The following is a 16044-nucleotide window of genomic DNA, read 5'->3' as shown; positions in this document are numbered from 1 at the left end:
ATGAGAGGCTTGATTTCTTATGACGCCGGTTCCAGACACTTCTAAATGGTATCGCAATCCGGCCGGAGTGCAAATCTGCCATCTAGTTGTTGAGACAAAGTTTTGTCGTTTAGATCAAATTATTGACACATGTTCGCTTCTGGACGGTTGGAGTACCTCCGGCCAGTGGATCTTATCTTTCTCACCATTGGTTTCTACTCTTATCAGGCCACGGATAATGCTCTTTTGCAGTTGCAGATAGAGCGGAGCTGAGAAGATGGCGGCTGGCGTGAAGTCCAGAGTACTGAAACCGACATAGCTACCTTGGTTATTCTGCAAACTGATGGCACCGGCAAGGGCTAGCTGTGCAGTTTCAACCAGGGTTTCAGGTGACAATTTAACATCCGGGTTAGCCAATAATGGCAGCGGAATATACCCCAGGGCCAATTTGGGGGCCAGCCCCTGGAATTGCCAGTCGCTAAGTTGACGGTAAAGCTGTGCCGGTCTGGTTTCTTCGGTAAGAGTCAGGGCAAATAGGCCGGGTCTGAGCAGAAATACCTTGGCACCTGTGATAGCGGCAATATCTTCAGCCAGTTGCGCGAGTCTTGGCGCCGCCAGGCTGTTGCCCAAGGTGAGGTCGCTGTTGAGCTCATCCTCCAAAGACAGTAGCGCCAGCCCCTTGGTTTTGCTTGAAACACTGCCAAGTAGGGCGCGATAGCCCGGCAGGCTAGTTATGGGTTCCTGCTGCATTTTCGTTTTCTGGGCCAGATTGATTTTTGCCATACGTTTACGCAATTTATATTGCTGCGTCGCCAGTGCCAGTAACAGCAAGCTGAGCCCCAGGGTTATCGCCAGTAAAATATTACGGGTATGCAGTGAATCTTGTTGTTGCAGCTTTTCCTGCCTGAGTTGACTCACTTCCAACTTCAACTTTTGTTCTGTGACAGCAGAGGAGCTGACATTCGAGTTGGTATTGCGTTCTTGTTCCAGCAGCTCTTGTTGTAGTTGGGTGCTCTGCTCCTGAGAGAGCAGCGCCTGTTGATATTGTCCCTGGGCCTTGTAAGCATGAGTTTGATAACCAAGGGCTTCGATCTGCTCTTGTGGCAATTCCAATAACTTGGCCAGTCGCAGTGCTTCTGTGGCGTGTTGCATGGTTAAAGGCCAATCCTCCATGGCCTGGCTCACCTCAGCTATCAACATCTCATTATAAACCAGGTAATGATTGCTCTTCCTGTCTTTGAATATTGCGTTGGCCTGAAACAGGTAATCGAGGGCGACCTGATGGTCGTTCAAATTGAAGTAAGCTTCCCCAAGGTTGTGGAAGTTTAACCCTTGGGCGATAAAGTTTTTCAGCTCGGCATCAAGCTGCTGGGCATTGAGGTAGTAGTCTATTGCTTTATTCCACTCGCCTGTGTTGGCATATACCATGGCAATAACTGTCATGGTATGGGAGAGAAACGAGCCTGAACCCATGGATTTGTAAGCATCGGCTGCTCCGTGGGCAAACTCCAGCGCTTCGTCCCACTGCTCCATATCCCGATAGAGCTTGGCCAGATTCAACTGCAGCAGTGCCTTTTGATTGGGGTGGTTATAACGGCTGGCCAAGCGGAAGGCCTCGGTGTAGTGCTGCAGCGATTTGGTCTGCTGATCGTTCACATTATAGTATTTGCCCAACGCCGCCTCGGCATTGGCTATCAGGTAATCATTTCGTAGTTGGTAGGCGGTATCTCTGAGCAGGTTGTAGGCGTTCAGAGAGGGAATAGGTTGTTTGGCTATCAGGTTGACTGTACCCAGATCTTCATAGATGACATACCTGAGCAGTTGACTGCGTTTATCTTCTGCTTCGCCCAATTGTTCGAGTGCTTGTTGGTTGAGGGCAACAGTTTGTTGATATTGTTGATCAACCCGACCAAGATAACGACCTTCCAAGTTATAGAGAGCAGCTTTTTCATAGTCGCTGCGGGCAATTATCTTTAATAGTTCAATGATTTCCAGTGCCTGTTCCAGCCGGCCGGGAACCAGCACTTGAGCATCCAGATCCAGCCGTGCCAACAGGATAAGCTGGTTTATCAATTGTCCCGATGTGTAGCCCAATTCAGATGCGCTGGCCTGAAACTCTTTAAGAGAAAGATATCGCAGTGATTTTGGCGTTGAACTGACCACAGTGCTATGGAGTTGCCTGGGCTGCTCTCTGAAATTTATCTCTATATCATCCAGTTCATCGGCCTGCGTCGTGCCTATAAGCAGCATGGATGCGATGAAGATAACCCTGAAAAAGTACATATATTTGCCTTTGTCCCTTTCTTTGGGGACTTAATTGTTAGCTTTTATTAGCAGCGGGTGAGGTGAACTCCCCGAATTGTTATACTCGGCCGATTTTATAACAACAATGACATAAGAAGGAATTACGAGTGAAATCCGCTGTTTTGTCAATCATATCTTACTCTTCCCTACTGACAACACTGGGCTGGACATCTTCAGCTTTGGCTGACATTGATTATCAGATAAATCTGAAAAGTCCCGAACATCATTTGGCTCAGGTTAATGTTACTTTCCCGCAACATTCCGGGCAACAGCTCAAGGTTAATCTGCCGCTTTGGCGTACCGGCAAGTATCAGGTATTACCGCTGGCGGATGGGGTTCGACGTTTTCATGCCACGGACGAGCAGGGCAATAGCCTGCCTTGGAAGCGCAGCGCCAGCGGTGAATGGACTGTGGCTTTATCCAAGCCGACAGCGGTCACCGTCAGCTATCAGCTCTACGCCAACGAGTTGGGGCAAAGGGTCAGGCATATTGATGCCAGTCATGCGTTTCTGGATGCCAGCGGCGTCTTCATGTACAGCCCTGAGTTTCGTCAGGAGCCAGTCAAGGTAACACTGGATGTGCCGAGTGATTGGCGCAGTTACTCGGGGATGGCCGCGGGTGATAAGCCCCATTCGTTTGTGGCCGCCAACTATGATGTGTTGGTCGACTCGCCGATTGAAACCGGGCTCAGCCAGCATCGCGCCTTCAAGGCCGACGGCAAGCAGTATGAGTTGGTGGTTTGGGGCGAGGGCAACTACGATCTGGAGCAGATAGAGGAAGACCTCGGTAAGTTGTCCGCTACGGCGGTGGCCATTTGGGATGACTATCCCTTTGAGCGTTATGTTTATATGGTGCACGCCACCTCGGGGGCCCGAGGCGCCACCGAGCATTTGAACTCAACCATTATCCAACTGCCCAGATTCAACTTCCGTGAGCGTCAGGATTATCTGCGTTTTATCAGCACGGCTTCCCATGAGTTTATTCATACCTGGAACGTCAAGGCCTATCGCCCGGAGGGACTGGTGCCTTATGACTATCAGCAGGAGAATATGACTGAGCTTTTATGGATGGCGGAAGGCTCTACCAGCTATTTTCAAAACCAGTTGTTGCTGCGTGCCGGGATCATGACGCCGAAAGAGTTTATGGAGGACCTGGCCAAACGGGTCAATGCCAATCAGCATAAGCCGGGGCGGGAAATTCAGTCGGTGGCCGAAGCCAGCGCCGGTCAATGGGTCAGTACCGGCGGTGATTACGCCATTAACCACAGTGTGAATATCTACTCTGAAGGTTATCTGACTTCGCTGGCGCTGGATTTTTCACTGCTGCAGGACACAGCCCAAGAGGTGTCTTACCGGGATGTGCACCGGAGTCTTTATCGTGAACACAAGGTCCCCAAGGGATACAATGTCACGGATGTGAAACGTATTTTGAAAAACTTATCCGGCAAGGACTATGAGTCTTGGTGGCAAAGCCATGTCAATGCCCCCTTGGTGCTGGACTTTGACAAACTGCTGAGCCAGGCAGGGCTTAAGACCGCCTACGGCAAAGACAGTAAGGAGCAAGCCTTTGCCGGTATGACGCTCACTTCCGGCTCTTTGGTGTTGCAAAGTGTTGAGCGTGGTGGCCCGGCTTGGCAGGCGGGCATAGTCGCCGGCGATCAGTTGCTGGCTATCAATGGTTTGAAAGTCAGCGCCGAAGGTTATGGCAAACGTTTGGCTGACTTTAAGGCGGGTGATGAGTTGAGAGTGACCCTGTTCCACGACGATAAGCTCATAGAGCGGCGCGTGACTCTGGCCTCAGAGCAATCCGGCAAGCTGCAAATTAAGCCTAAGGAAAGTGTCAGCCGCGCCCAGAAAGCCTTCTTCAAGGCCTGGCTTGGCATAGACTGGCCGTTTGACGCTCAGGGTAACTATAAGTCCTGAGTCTGATTATCCAGAAAACGCCGGCGCATCTTCACTTGCGCCGGCGTTTTTTATGGCGGTTATTTTATCTCAGCACAGGGGACTTCTGCCCGGGAGCTTGCAGACAGAAGCCGAGGCAGATTCTAATGCCGTTCACACTAAGTGAACGGCATTACGCCATCAGGCGCCTTTTTACTTGGATATAGCGATTACAGGCTGTCTTCAACGCCGCCCAGGGCGTCGACCAGTGCCAGCATCAGTGCGACCAGTTCGCTGCTCATCAGCTCAAAGTCGGCGTCCAGTTTGGCCAGCGGATCCTCACCGGCAACATCATCGGTGGCGGCGCGGAACTCTTCCGAGAACTTGAGGCGACGCAGTCCGGCATCGGATTGCAGCACAAAGGCGATAGACTGACCGAAGTGCAGTGCCAGTTTATGCACCTGCTTGCCGGTTTCCAGGTGAGCCAGTACTTCTTCTTCGCTCAGATCCTGCTGCTTGAAGCGCACGGTTGCACCATCATCGGCGGCAGACTTGAGCTCGGCTTCATCCTGAATGGTGAAGGGGGCTGGGGCGTTACCTTGCTTGAGCCATTCGGTCATTTGCACTTCAATCGGTGTCTTGGTGCTCATTGGCACCACAGGCAGGCTGCCGAGCGCTTTACGCAGCAAGGCCAGCAGTTCTTCGGCCTTGGCGGCGCTGGAGCTGTCTACCAGGATCAGTTGCTCATCCAGCAGCAACAGAGCCTTGATTTGGCTGCGACGGGAGAAGGCTCTTGGCAACAGAGTGGTGGTGATTTCATCCTTGAGCGCATCTTTCTCTTTCTTGGTCAGCTTGCGGTTTTCTTCCTCTTCCAGCAGCGACACCTTTTCTTCCAGCGCTTCCTTGATGACCTGAGAAGGCAGCAGCTTCTCCTCTTTGGTGGCACAGATTAGGTGACGGTTGTTGGCGCTGTGAACCAGGGTGTGCCCCAGTTTGCCCAAAGCCTTGGAAAAACCGAACTTGCTGATGTCCTGACTGGAGCAGGGAGAAAAGGTGAAACCCTCAAGGGCAGTCTCCAGTGCCTCTATATCGGTAGAAAATGGTTTGTTGAAACGATATACGGTGAGATTTTTAAACCACATGACAGGCGCTCTTTGAAAAATAAAGCCGCAGTGTAAGGCATGAAATCCTCAAGGTAAACCCGCCCCGTTAGCACAGATTTTTCAACCCGGGAAAGATTTAACCAAAATGTCATATGGCGTATTGCTTGTCGCTAGCCCCCGTGGTTAAGGGCTTTGGCCTTTTTTAAGGAGACTCTAAAGGCATAATGAATCCGGCAGGTTAAAAGATGAAATAAAACTGCAACAGACTCGTTGCACACTTTCGCTCGTTCCAAACCAATAACCAAGACGAAGAGAACGTCGAAAGGAATTAATGATGAATGCATTTTGCAAAACACTACTCGCTTCAGCCATAGCTTCAGTCTCTCTGGCCTCTGCCCACGCTGCCGAGCCGCTGACCGTTTACGGCAAGTTGAATGTTACTGTTCAGTCAAATGACGAAGCTGCTGCTGACGATTCTGAAACCGCGGTTCAAAGCAATGCCTCTCGTTTTGGCGTGAAAGGCGAATTCGATCTGGGTAACGATCTGGCTGCATTCTACACAGTGGAATATGAGGTAGATACAGGTAATGATGCCAAAGATAACTTTTTGGCTCGTAACCAGTTTGTTGGTTTGAAGGGTAACTTCGGTGCTGTCTCTGTGGGTCGCAATGACACCATGTTGAAAGTCGCTCAAGGTAAAGTTGACCAGTTCAACGACCTGTCTGGTGACCTCAAGAGTCTGTTCAAAGGGGAAAACCGTATTGAACAAACTGTAACTTACCTGTCACCTTCATTTGGTGGTTTCAAAGTTGGTGCCACTTATGCTGCGGAAGCTGCCAAGTCACAGGGTGGTGAAGATGGGTTCTCTATTGCTGCCATGTACGGTGACAAGGATCTGAAAAAGAGCGCAGTATTCGCCTCTGTTGCCTATGACTCAGAAGTTAAAGGCTATGATGTCCTGCGTGCTACAGTGCAGGCCAAGTTGGCCAACTTCGTTCTGGGTGGTATGTTCCAGCAGGAAGAGAAGTCCGTCGATGGTGACAGCAAGAACGGTTACCTGCTGAGCGCGGCGTACAAGATTGATGCGGTGACTCTGAAAGGTCAGTGGCAGGATATGGAAGATAAGGGTGATTCCTGGTCTATCGGTGCTGACTACAAGCTGGGTAAGCCGACCAAGCTGTTTGCCTTCTACACCAATCGCTCCATGGAAAATGTGGATGATGATGACAAGTACATAGGTGTTGGTCTGGAGCACAAGTTCTAAGTCAGGCCCTGATGCATTGAAGGAGAACCTGGGCTAAGTGCTGAGCATTTAAACCAGGATCTTATGAAAAAGCTGAAAATCCGATGACCAATGTCATCGGATTTTCTATTTCACGAAGCAGCCTTCATATCAACCGCGCAACAGGCACATTTGCTCGGTGAAATCGTTGTTTCAAGTTGAGCTGAAAACTGAAATTCAAAGGTTTAGTTTGCCAACGCCTTGAGTTTATAGATTAAGTCCAGCGCCTCTCTTGGGCTGAGTTCATCCGGATTCAGTCTGCCAAGCAGAAGTTCAAGCTCAGATGGCGGTGTTTCCAGTTGCAGTATGGCCTGTGCCTGAACATGGGGGGCCTGACCGTGATCGCGACTTTCAAGTTGTTGCAGTTTCAATTTGGCGGCCTTGATCACCGAGGCCGGAACACCAGCCAGTGAAGCAACCTGCAAACCATAGCTCTTGCTGGCGGCTCCTTCTTGCACTGCGTGCATAAAGACTATGCTGTCGCCATGCTCCATGGCATCTAGATGCACATTGGCAACCTGGGGCATCAATTCTGCCAACTGAGTCAGCTCGAAATAATGGGTGGCAAACAGTGTCATGGCGCCGAGTCGCTGGGCCAAATACTCTGCCGCCGACCAGGCAAGTGACAAGCCGTCATAGGTGGAGGTGCCACGGCCAATCTCATCCATCAATACCAGACTCTCTGCGGTCGCATTGTGGAGAATATTGGCCGTTTCTGTCATTTCCACCATAAAGGTGGAGCGGCCCGAGGCCAGATCGTCCGAGGCGCCGATACGGGTGAAGATCCTGTCAACAGGCCCCAGAATCGCCTTGTCTGCCGGCACAAAGCTGCCGATATGCGCCATCAGGGTGATCAGTGCCACCTGACGCATGTAAGTGGACTTACCGCCCATATTGGGGCCTGTGACCACCAACATTTTACGCTCAGGGCTAAGGGTTACCGGGTTGGCGATAAAGGGAGCCTGGCTGACCCGCTCAACCACGGGGTGACGCCCGGCTTCAATATGTATGCCCGGCTTATCGCTCAACTCAGGTTGGTGGTAGTTGAGGCTGTCGGCCCGCTCGGCAAAGTTGCTCAGTACATCTAACTCGGCCGCCGCCATGGCAAAGGCCTGCAGTTCGCTGAGCTTGGGTAGCAAGAGATCGAACAGTTCGTCCCAAAGCTGTTTTTCCAGTGCCAGCGCCTTGCCCTGACTGGAAAGCACTTTCTCTTCATACTCTTTCAGCTCGGGGATGATATAGCGCTCGGTGTTTTTCAATGTCTGGCGTCTTTGATAGCTCAGGGGCACCAGTGCCGATTGTCCACGGGAAACTTCAATATAGTAGCCGTGTACCCGGTTGAAACCGACTTTCAGGGTGGCTATTCCCGTTTGTTCTTTTTCCCTGACTTCCAACTGTTGCAGATAGTCACTGGCGCCTTCACTGAGGCGGCGCCATTCATCCAGTTCGGCATGATAACCATCGCGGATCACGCCGCCATCACGAATGAGTACCGGCGGGTTGTCGACAATCGCCCGCTCCAGCAGCGCGAGCTCTTCAGGGAATTCACTGAGCTGGCGTTTCAAACGGCCAAGCTCGGGGCTTTGGGTGTTTGCCAATAGTTGCTGTAGTTGCGGCAACAGCGCCAGCGCTTGTCGCAGACGGGCAAAGTCTCTAGGGCGGGCGCTTCTCAGGGCCAGGCGCGCCATGATCCGCTCCACATCACCAAGCGCCTTGAGGTCGTCATGTAACGGTTCGAACAGGCCGCTGGCAATCAACTCTGCCACCGCGGTTTGCCGCAGGCCTATCTGTTGATGATCCCTGAGTGGCTGATGGATCCAGCGCTGTAACATCCTGCTGCCCATGGGGGTAGCGGTTGCGTCCAGCACAGAAGCCAGAGTATTGTCCCGGCCACCGGCAAGATTCACTGTCAGTTCCAGATTCCGCCGGGTGGCGGCATCCAACACTATGCTGTCGCTCTGATTAAAGCGGGTAATGGCATTGATATGGGGCAGGGCGGTGCGCTGGGTATCTTTGACATACTGCATCAGGCAGCCGGCGGCCTGCAGTGACAGCCTGGCGTCTGTTATGCCAAAACCACGCAGATCTTTGGTGCCGAATTGATCCAGCAACAATCGCATGCTGGTATCCAAGTCAAACTCCCACTCGGGACGACGGCGTTTGCCCTTGATGCCGGCAATCAGGCTTTGTTGGGAAAAGTCTTCGCTGTAGAGCAGCTCGGCCGGTTTGGTGCGTTGCAGCTCTGCCTCCAATGATTCAAGGGTGGCCAGCTCGGCAATCACAAAACGGCCGGAGGCAACATCCAAGGTGGCGTAGCCAAAACCGTTCTTGCCTTCGTAGACGGCGGCCAGCAAGTTATCCTGACGTTCTTGCAGCAGCGCTTCATCGGTGAGGGTTCCGGGAGTCACTATGCGCACCACTTTGCGCTCGACCGGCCCTTTGGACGTGGCCGGGTCACCAATCTGCTCACAGATGGCAACCGACTCACCGAGCTGCACCAGCTTGGCGAGATAACCTTCCACCGCATGATAGGGAATACCCGCCATAGGAATAGGATCGCCGCCACTCTTGCCCCTGGCCGTCAGTGAAATACCCAAGAGCTCGGAGGCCTTTTTGGCATCATCGTAAAACAGCTCGTAAAAGTCCCCCATGCGATAAAACAGCAGCATTTCGGCATGCTGCGCCTTCATCGATAGATACTGGCGCATCATAGGGGTGTGTTTTTCCAAATCCGGGTTATCCATAGGCGTAATCACTGCATTCATGGGAGCTTTCAGATATTTCCTTGACTGTGTTTCCAAGAGCGGTTGCCCTTTTTCAATGGCGCCAATAGTATCAGTTATTCATCACTGAGCCAGTCGTGGGCGGGGAAATTTTACGCCTTCGGTTACAAGTGATTGATCAGCAAGCGGCCTTTAAATAAATTATCGCCAGCACTTGATACTGTATGATTGTACAGTATACTAGGTGGCAGATTGGTATTTAGCCCAAAGCTCTGGATAAAGGGGCGGCAACATAGATTTCAGGCGAAGCATTGCGTCGCAATTAAGAGGGAACAGGAATGAAAATAGATCCAAACAAAGAGAAGGCGTTGAACGCAGTTCTGGGACAGATAGAGAAGCAGTTCGGTAAAGGTTCTATCATGAAACTGGGTGAAGACAGAACCATGGATGTCGAAACCATCTCTACCGGTTCGCTTTCTCTGGATGTGGCTTTGGGGGCCGGTGGTCTGCCAATGGGTCGTATCGTTGAGATCTATGGTCCTGAATCTTCTGGTAAAACAACTCTGACACTGGAAGTGATTGCCGCGGCGCAGCGTGAAGGCAAAGTCTGTGCCTTTATCGATGCCGAACACGCGCTGGATCCTATCTATGCCAAGAAACTGGGTGTGGATATCGATAATCTCCTGTGTTCTCAGCCAGATACGGGTGAACAGGCGCTGGAGATCTGTGATGCGCTGACTCGCAGTGGCGCCGTCGATGTCATCATTGTTGACTCAGTGGCGGCGCTGACGCCCAAGGCTGAAATCGAAGGTGAAATCGGTGATTCCCACATGGGTCTGGCGGCTCGTATGATGAGCCAGGCAATGCGTAAGCTTGCCGGTAACCTCAAGCAGTCCAACACTTTGCTTATCTTCATCAACCAGATCCGGATGAAGATTGGGGTCATGTTCGGTAACCCTGAAACCACCACTGGTGGTAACGCCCTTAAGTTCTACGCCTCAGTTCGTCTCGATATCCGCCGTACAGGCGCTATCAAAGAGGGTGATGAGGTTGTTGGTAACGAAACCCGGGTTAAAGTGGTTAAGAATAAGATTGCCGCCCCCTTCAAACAAGCCGATTTCCAAATTCTCTATGGTCAGGGTATCAACCGTACCGGTGAGCTGGTTGATTTAGGCGTAGCCCACAAACTGGTGGAAAAATCCGGTGCCTGGTACAGCTACAAGGGTGACAAGATAGGTCAAGGCCGCGCTAATGCAGGTAAGTACCTCAAGGAACACCCTGAAGTGGCAGCCGAAATCGAAGCGGCACTGCGTGCCAAACTGCTCAGTAAAGCAGAAGCGGCTCCTGCCAGCGCCGAGACAGGTGAAGGCAATATCGACTTGGAAACCGGAGAAGTCTTCTGAGCCAGTCGGTAATGGATGTTGCGGTCGCGCTGTTGGCGCGCCGCGACTATGGCCGCGAGCAACTCAAGAGCCGCTTACTGGGCAAGGGCTTTGAGTCGAGCGAAGTTGAACAGACTTTGGATAGTCTGGAAGCCAAAGGTTTTATCGATGATCAGCGTTTCGCTGCAGCCTTGCTGCGCAGCCATATTGCCAAGGCCCACGGACCGGGAAAAGTACGTCAGGCACTGATGCAAAAGGGCTTAAATAAACAATGTATCGAACAAGTCTTGGATGCCAGTGATTGTGACTGGTTTGCCTTGGCCCGCACGCGCGCGCTGAAGAAATTCGGCGATAGTCCCGCAGATGATATGAAAGAAAAAGCTCGCCGAATTCGTCACTTGATGGGGCAGGGCTTTAGTTATGATCAAGTGGCATACGCCCTTGAATATGACCCTTATGACTGATTTTTCTCTATCACTAAAGCTCCTTTCATAACCAAGTTTAATACTGCCTAATCTTTGTGACTGACTTCATTTTACAAGCCCAAGCTTCACTCTTATTAAGTTGTTAGTTCTTGTGCTTGTCGCCTATGGTTATATATCCCGCTAAAGCCGCTATATCTTGGTTTACCGGCGCAGGTTTTTATATCCGCTGAGTAATTCAACATCTATGGCAAATAGCATTTGCCTGCCCAGGTAATCCGGTTTCGGCTTATGCCGCTAATGCTCTCTGTACCTCGGCTGTATCAGGCATCATACCCTGCGCAATCTAATTGGTATTCTGGCGCTGCATGCTTATAATGCTTGGCAAAAGAGCGCTCGAGTGGCCGGGCCAAGCACGCCTTTAGACCACTTTTTATACATTATTCAGGCTTAAGTAACTCAGGACGATTTATGTACCAAACCACAGCAGCACTTAGAAGTGCTTTCCTGGAGTTTTTCCGCAAGAATGGCCATCAGGTAGTCGACAGCAGTTCTCTGGTGCCAGGCAATGACCCCACTTTGCTATTTACCAACGCCGGGATGAACCAGTTTAAAGACGTATTCCTCGGTATGGACAAGCGTAGCTACAGTCGCGCTACCACTTCGCAGCGTTGTGTTCGCGCCGGTGGTAAACATAACGACCTGGATAACGTGGGTTATACGGCCCGTCACCACACCTTCTTTGAGATGCTGGGTAACTTCAGCTTTGGTGATTACTTCAAAGAAGATGCCATTCGCTTCGCGTGGACCTTCTTGACTGAAGAGCTCAAGCTGCCCAAGGAGCGCCTGTGCGTTACCGTTTATCAATCCGACGATGAAGCCTTTGATATCTGGAACAAGCAGATAGGTGTTCCCGCCGAGGACATTATCCGTATCGGCGACAACAAAGGTGCACCTTATGCTTCAGACAACTTCTGGCAGATGGGGGATACAGGCCCTTGTGGTCCTTGTACTGAAATTTTCTATGACCATGGTGATCATATCCCAGGCGGTCGCCCAGGTACGCCGGAAGAGGATGGCGACAGATTTATTGAGATCTGGAACATAGTCTTCATGCAGTACAACCGTCAGGCCGATGGCGTGATGGAACCTCTGCCTAAGCCATCTGTTGATACAGGTATGGGGATAGAGCGTATTGCCGCCATTCTGCAAGGCGTGCATTCCAACTATGAAATTGACGTGTTCCGCACTCTGATTGCCAAGACGGCCGAGATCATCGGCGTGACAGATCTGGAAAATAAATCCCTTCGGGTTATTGCCGATCACATCCGCTCTTGCGCCTTCCTGATTGCTGATGGCGTAATGCCATCCAATGAAGGTCGGGGCTATGTGCTGCGGCGTATCATCCGCCGCGCCGTGCGTCATGGTAACAAGCTGGGCGCCACAGATACCTTTTTCTACAAGTTGGTGCCCGCCTTAATTGATGTGATGGGTGATGCGGCCAAGGGCCTGAAGGCGACCCAAAACATAGTGGAAAAGGCGCTGAAAGCCGAAGAAGAACAGTTTGCCCGTACACTTGAGCGTGGTCTGGGTATTTTGGATGCGGCTCTGTCTGAGCTCAAGGGCGACACTCTGGATGGTGAAACCGTATTTAAGCTCTACGATACCTATGGTTTCCCTATGGATTTGACCGCCGATGTTTGCCGCGAACGTAATATCAAGGTCGATGAAGATGGTTTTGATGCGGCGATGGCCGAGCAGCGTAGCCGGGCTCAGGCCGCCGGTCAGTTTGGTGCCGATTACAACGCCGGGCTGAAAATTGATGCCGACAGTGAGTTCTGTGGTTACAGTGAACTCAGCGGTAAGGGCAAGGTTATTGGCATCTATGTCGATGGTCTGGCGGTCGATACGCTGGATGCCGGTCAGCAAGCGGTTATTGTGCTGGACAAGACTCCATTTTATGGCGAGTCAGGCGGCCAGGTAGGCGATAAGGGCCAATTGACAGCCGAAGGTTTGCTGTTTGAGGTGAGTGACACCCAAAAGTATGCTCAGGCCACAGGTCATATCGGCCAACTGAGCCAAGGCAAACTGACTCTGGGTCAGGAGTTGCTTGCGCAAGTTGATAAGAAACTACGCCATCGCACCCAACTGAACCACTCAGTGACTCACCTGCTGCATGCCGCACTACGTCAAGTATTGGGTGAGCATGTGACCCAGAAAGGTTCTTTGGTGGAGCCTGAACGTTTGCGTTTCGACTTCTCTCACTTTGAAGCGGTTAAGCCTGAAGAGCTCAAGGCGGTTGAGGAGATGGTCAATACCCAGATCCGTCGTAACCACGAACTGAAAACGGCCGAGATGGACATAGAGCAGGCCAAAGCCAAGGGCGCCATGGCCCTGTTCGGTGAGAAATACGACGCCCAGGTTCGGGTTGTGACCATGGGAGACTTTTCTATTGAGCTTTGTGGTGGTACCCATGTGGGCCGCACCGGTGACATAGGCCTGTTCAAGATCACATCAGAAGGCGGTATTGCCGCCGGCATTCGCCGTATTGAAGCGGTCACAGGTGCTGCAGCCATGGCCTTTGTGGCCGAGCAACAGCAAGAGTTGAGTGATGCCGCTAACTTACTGAAGGCCGACAGTCACTCAGTGGTCGCCAAACTTAAGGCGCAGTTGGAGCGTAGCCGCCAATTGGAAAAAGAGATTGCTCAGCTCAAAGATAAACTGGCCGCTGCTGCCAGTGCCGATATGGTTTCCGATGCTCAGGAAATCGCCGGAGTCAAGGTGTTGGTGAAACAGGTCGAAGGTATTGACCCTGGTTCTCTGCGTGGTCTGCAAGATGAGCTCAAGCAGAAGCTACAATCTGGCGTAGTGGTGCTGGGTCTGGCTCATTGCGACAAAGTAAACCTTATCGCCGGGGTGACTAAGGACTTGACCGCCAAGGTGAAGGCCGGTGAATTGGTGGCCATGGTGGCCGCGCAGGTTGGTGGCAAGGGCGGTGGCCGTCCCGATATGGCCCAAGCCGGTGGTAGTGAAGTTGCCAACTTGCCTCAGGCATTGGCATCGGTAACGCCCTGGCTGACTGAACGTCTGGCATAATTTCGCCACCAACGAGGTCTATGTGACACAAGAAGTACGTTCAGGCAGTAACGAGCGACTGTATGTCAAAAAGTTCGGTGGCACCTCGGTGGGCTCGATTGAGCGCATCGAGGTGATTGCCGAGCAGGTTGCCAAGGCGCAACTGAGCGGCGAGCATCAGGTGTTGGTGCTCTCCGCCATGGCCGGTGAAACCAACCGCCTGTTTGCGCTGGCGGGGCAGATTGACCCTGAAGCCTCGGCGCGGGAGATGGATATGCTGGTCTCCACCGGCGAGCAGGTGAGTATTGCCCTGATGGCGATGGCACTGGCAAAACGTGGCGTCAAAGCCAAGTCGCTCAACGCCGCTCAGGTGCAAATCCATACCAATAGTCAGTTTGGCCGTGCCAGTATCGAACGAGTGGATGTTCAGTACCTGCAGGAGTTGCTGGCCCAGGGAATTATCCCGATAGTGGCTGGCTTCCAGGGGCGGGATCAATTCGGGGAGGTGACCACTCTTGGCCGTGGTGGCTCGGATACCACGGCGGTGGCTTTGGCTGCGGCGCTTAAGGCGCAGGAATGTCAAATTTTTACCGATGTGGCCGGTGTTTATACCACAGATCCCAATATCGAGCCGAGCGCCCAGAAGCTCGATGCCATCAGCTTCGAAGAGATGCTGGAGATGGCTCGCTTGGGCGCCAAGGTGCTGCACCCGGATTCAGTCTCTTATGCCGAGCGCTTTCGGGTTCCCTTGCGGGTGCTTTCCAGCTTTGAGCCCGGCAGTGGCACATTGATCCGTTTCGATGCCTGTGAAGACAAGCGTAATCAAGTGGCCGGTATCGCTTGCAGTAAAGGGCAGGCGATGCTGAGTCTGAGCCGCTCTGACGATTCACCAGACCCTTTTGCGGCAGTATTTTCACTGCTGGCTGAAAACGGTGTTGAAGTGGATCTGGTGACCAAGGCGGGGATGGATGACGGCGTCAGTTTTACTATGGATGCCGACAGGCTTTCTTGGGCGCTAAAGGTCCTTGATGAGGCGGCTCTTGGCCTGTCGTTGGGGCCATTGATGTTTGAAAAATCCCTGGCCAAGGTCTCTGTGATAGGTGCCGGCGTGCATCGCAGAGCCGAGGCAACCGCCAAGGTGTTTGATATCTTGGGGAATGAAGGAATTCATGTTAAGTTGATGGCAACATCAGAGATAAAGCTGTCTTTGGTTATTGATGAAGCGGATTTATACAGGGCAGTTCGAGTTCTACATCACGCTTTTGAACTAAATAAGGTGTAATTAAACAACGGATTTAGTATTGAATACTATTAATTTGTACTAAGCTCACCTTATAATAATGGTTACGACGGATGAGCGCCGTGTGTAGAAAATATGGAAACTAGAGGAGCAATCGAATGCTGATTTTGACTCGTCGTGTTGGCGAAACTCTGATGATTGGTGACGAGGTCACAGTGACAGTGCTGGGTGTGAAGGGGAATCAGGTACGTATAGGTGTGAATGCACCCAAAGAAGTTTCTGTGCACCGTGAGGAGATTTATCAGCGTATTCAGTCTGAGAAAACCGGAACCCCTTCTGAAGGTGGTAACTTCTGAGACAACACAAAGTGAACCTCCGTCAGGAATAGAAGAGTCAGTTTTTAAACTGGCTTTTTTATTTTCTGGCGCCGGAAAACCCTTGATAGCACAGGATTTGCGCGTTATTTAGGTCAGGTGATTAAAAACAGGACAAACGGAAAAGGTTTAGGAAAAAGGGTTTGACTTATTTTCTTCAAACAGTAATATGTGCGCCAAGAAAACGGAGAGGTGGCCGAGTGGCCGAAGGCGCTCCCCTGCTAAGGGAGTATGGGCTTTATCTCCCATCGAGGGTTCGAATCCCTCCTTCTCCGCCATT

Annotated in this window: 10 protein-coding genes and 1 tRNA gene; 8 read left to right on the top strand and 3 right to left on the bottom strand. The window is 51.8% G+C overall.

The window, feature by feature from the left end:
- Window positions 1–114: 114 nt before the first annotated feature.
- Entirely contained in the window at window positions 115–2262 is a 2148-nt protein-coding gene (locus ACMHXE_RS13945) for a tetratricopeptide repeat protein (RefSeq protein ID WP_224867998.1), read from the bottom strand.
- 128 nt (window positions 2263–2390) lie between these two features.
- Between ACMHXE_RS13945 and ACMHXE_RS13940 the strand changes: the two genes are divergently transcribed.
- Complete coding sequence (locus ACMHXE_RS13940) at window positions 2391–4205, top strand: M61 family metallopeptidase (RefSeq protein ID WP_101057576.1); 1815 nt, start codon at window positions 2391–2393, stop codon at window positions 4203–4205.
- A gap of 188 nt (window positions 4206–4393) precedes the next feature.
- Here the strand turns inward: ACMHXE_RS13940 and rdgC are convergent, their stop codons facing one another.
- Entirely contained in the window at window positions 4394–5305 is a 912-nt protein-coding gene (rdgC, locus tag ACMHXE_RS13935; protein WP_101095170.1) for a recombination-associated protein RdgC, read from the bottom strand.
- Window positions 5306–5597: 292 nt separating this feature from the next.
- Between rdgC and ACMHXE_RS13930 the strand changes: the two genes are divergently transcribed.
- Window positions 5598–6530, top strand: coding sequence for a porin (locus ACMHXE_RS13930; RefSeq protein WP_039034397.1), 933 nt, complete (start codon window positions 5598–5600; stop codon window positions 6528–6530).
- A gap of 203 nt (window positions 6531–6733) precedes the next feature.
- Here ACMHXE_RS13930 and mutS read toward each other — a convergent pair whose 3' ends face one another.
- Entirely contained in the window at window positions 6734–9292 is a 2559-nt protein-coding gene (gene mutS, locus ACMHXE_RS13925; RefSeq protein WP_413732578.1) for a DNA mismatch repair protein MutS, read from the bottom strand.
- Between the two features lie 317 nt (window positions 9293–9609).
- Between mutS and recA the strand changes: the two genes are divergently transcribed.
- The 6 genes from recA (at window position 9610) to ACMHXE_RS13895 (ending at window position 16042) form a co-directional block, all read left to right on the top strand.
- Complete coding sequence (gene recA, locus ACMHXE_RS13920; RefSeq protein WP_039034396.1) at window positions 9610–10674, top strand: recombinase RecA; 1065 nt, start codon at window positions 9610–9612, stop codon at window positions 10672–10674.
- 11 nt (window positions 10675–10685) lie between these two features.
- Complete coding sequence (locus tag ACMHXE_RS13915; protein WP_101056576.1) at window positions 10686–11117, top strand: regulatory protein RecX; 432 nt, start codon at window positions 10686–10688, stop codon at window positions 11115–11117.
- Window positions 11118–11546: 429 nt separating this feature from the next.
- Window positions 11547–14171, top strand: a complete 2625-nt coding sequence (gene alaS, locus ACMHXE_RS13910; protein WP_413732556.1) for an alanine--tRNA ligase — start codon at window positions 11547–11549, stop codon at window positions 14169–14171.
- 22 nt (window positions 14172–14193) lie between these two features.
- Window positions 14194–15432, top strand: coding sequence for an aspartate kinase (locus ACMHXE_RS13905; protein WP_101056578.1), 1239 nt, complete (start codon window positions 14194–14196; stop codon window positions 15430–15432).
- Between the two features lie 116 nt (window positions 15433–15548).
- Entirely contained in the window at window positions 15549–15746 is a 198-nt protein-coding gene (gene csrA, locus ACMHXE_RS13900; RefSeq protein WP_025011666.1) for a carbon storage regulator CsrA, read from the top strand.
- Between the two features lie 204 nt (window positions 15747–15950).
- Window positions 15951–16042, top strand: a tRNA-Ser gene (locus ACMHXE_RS13895).
- Window positions 16043–16044 lie beyond the last annotated feature (2 nt).

Source organism: Shewanella sp. BJSY2023SW007 (assembly GCF_047314525.1).
Taxonomy (GTDB): Bacteria; Pseudomonadota; Gammaproteobacteria; order Enterobacterales; family Shewanellaceae; genus Shewanella; species Shewanella chilikensis.
Note: the sequence above shows the minus strand (reverse complement) of the source record. Positions and strands in the feature narration are given on the sequence as shown.

Bases quoted from the DNA above. Each gene is read 5' to 3' on its own strand.
- ACMHXE_RS13945 (WP_224867998.1), bottom strand. From the start codon at position 2,262: ATGTACTTTTTCAGGGTTATCTTCATCGCATCCATGCTGCTTATAGGC.
- rdgC (WP_101095170.1), bottom strand. From the start codon at position 5,305: ATGTGGTTTAAAAATCTCACCGTATATCGTTTCAACAAACCATTTTCT.
- ACMHXE_RS13930 (WP_039034397.1), top strand. From the start codon at position 5,598: ATGATGAATGCATTTTGCAAAACACTACTCGCTTCAGCCATAGCTTCA.
- mutS (WP_413732578.1), bottom strand. From the start codon at position 9,292: ATGGATAACCCGGATTTGGAAAAACACACCCCTATGATGCGCCAGTAT.
- recA (WP_039034396.1), top strand. From the start codon at position 9,610: ATGAAAATAGATCCAAACAAAGAGAAGGCGTTGAACGCAGTTCTGGGA.
- ACMHXE_RS13915 (WP_101056576.1), top strand. From the start codon at position 10,686: ATGGATGTTGCGGTCGCGCTGTTGGCGCGCCGCGACTATGGCCGCGAG.
- alaS (WP_413732556.1), top strand. From the start codon at position 11,547: ATGTACCAAACCACAGCAGCACTTAGAAGTGCTTTCCTGGAGTTTTTC.
- csrA (WP_025011666.1), top strand. From the start codon at position 15,549: ATGCTGATTTTGACTCGTCGTGTTGGCGAAACTCTGATGATTGGTGAC.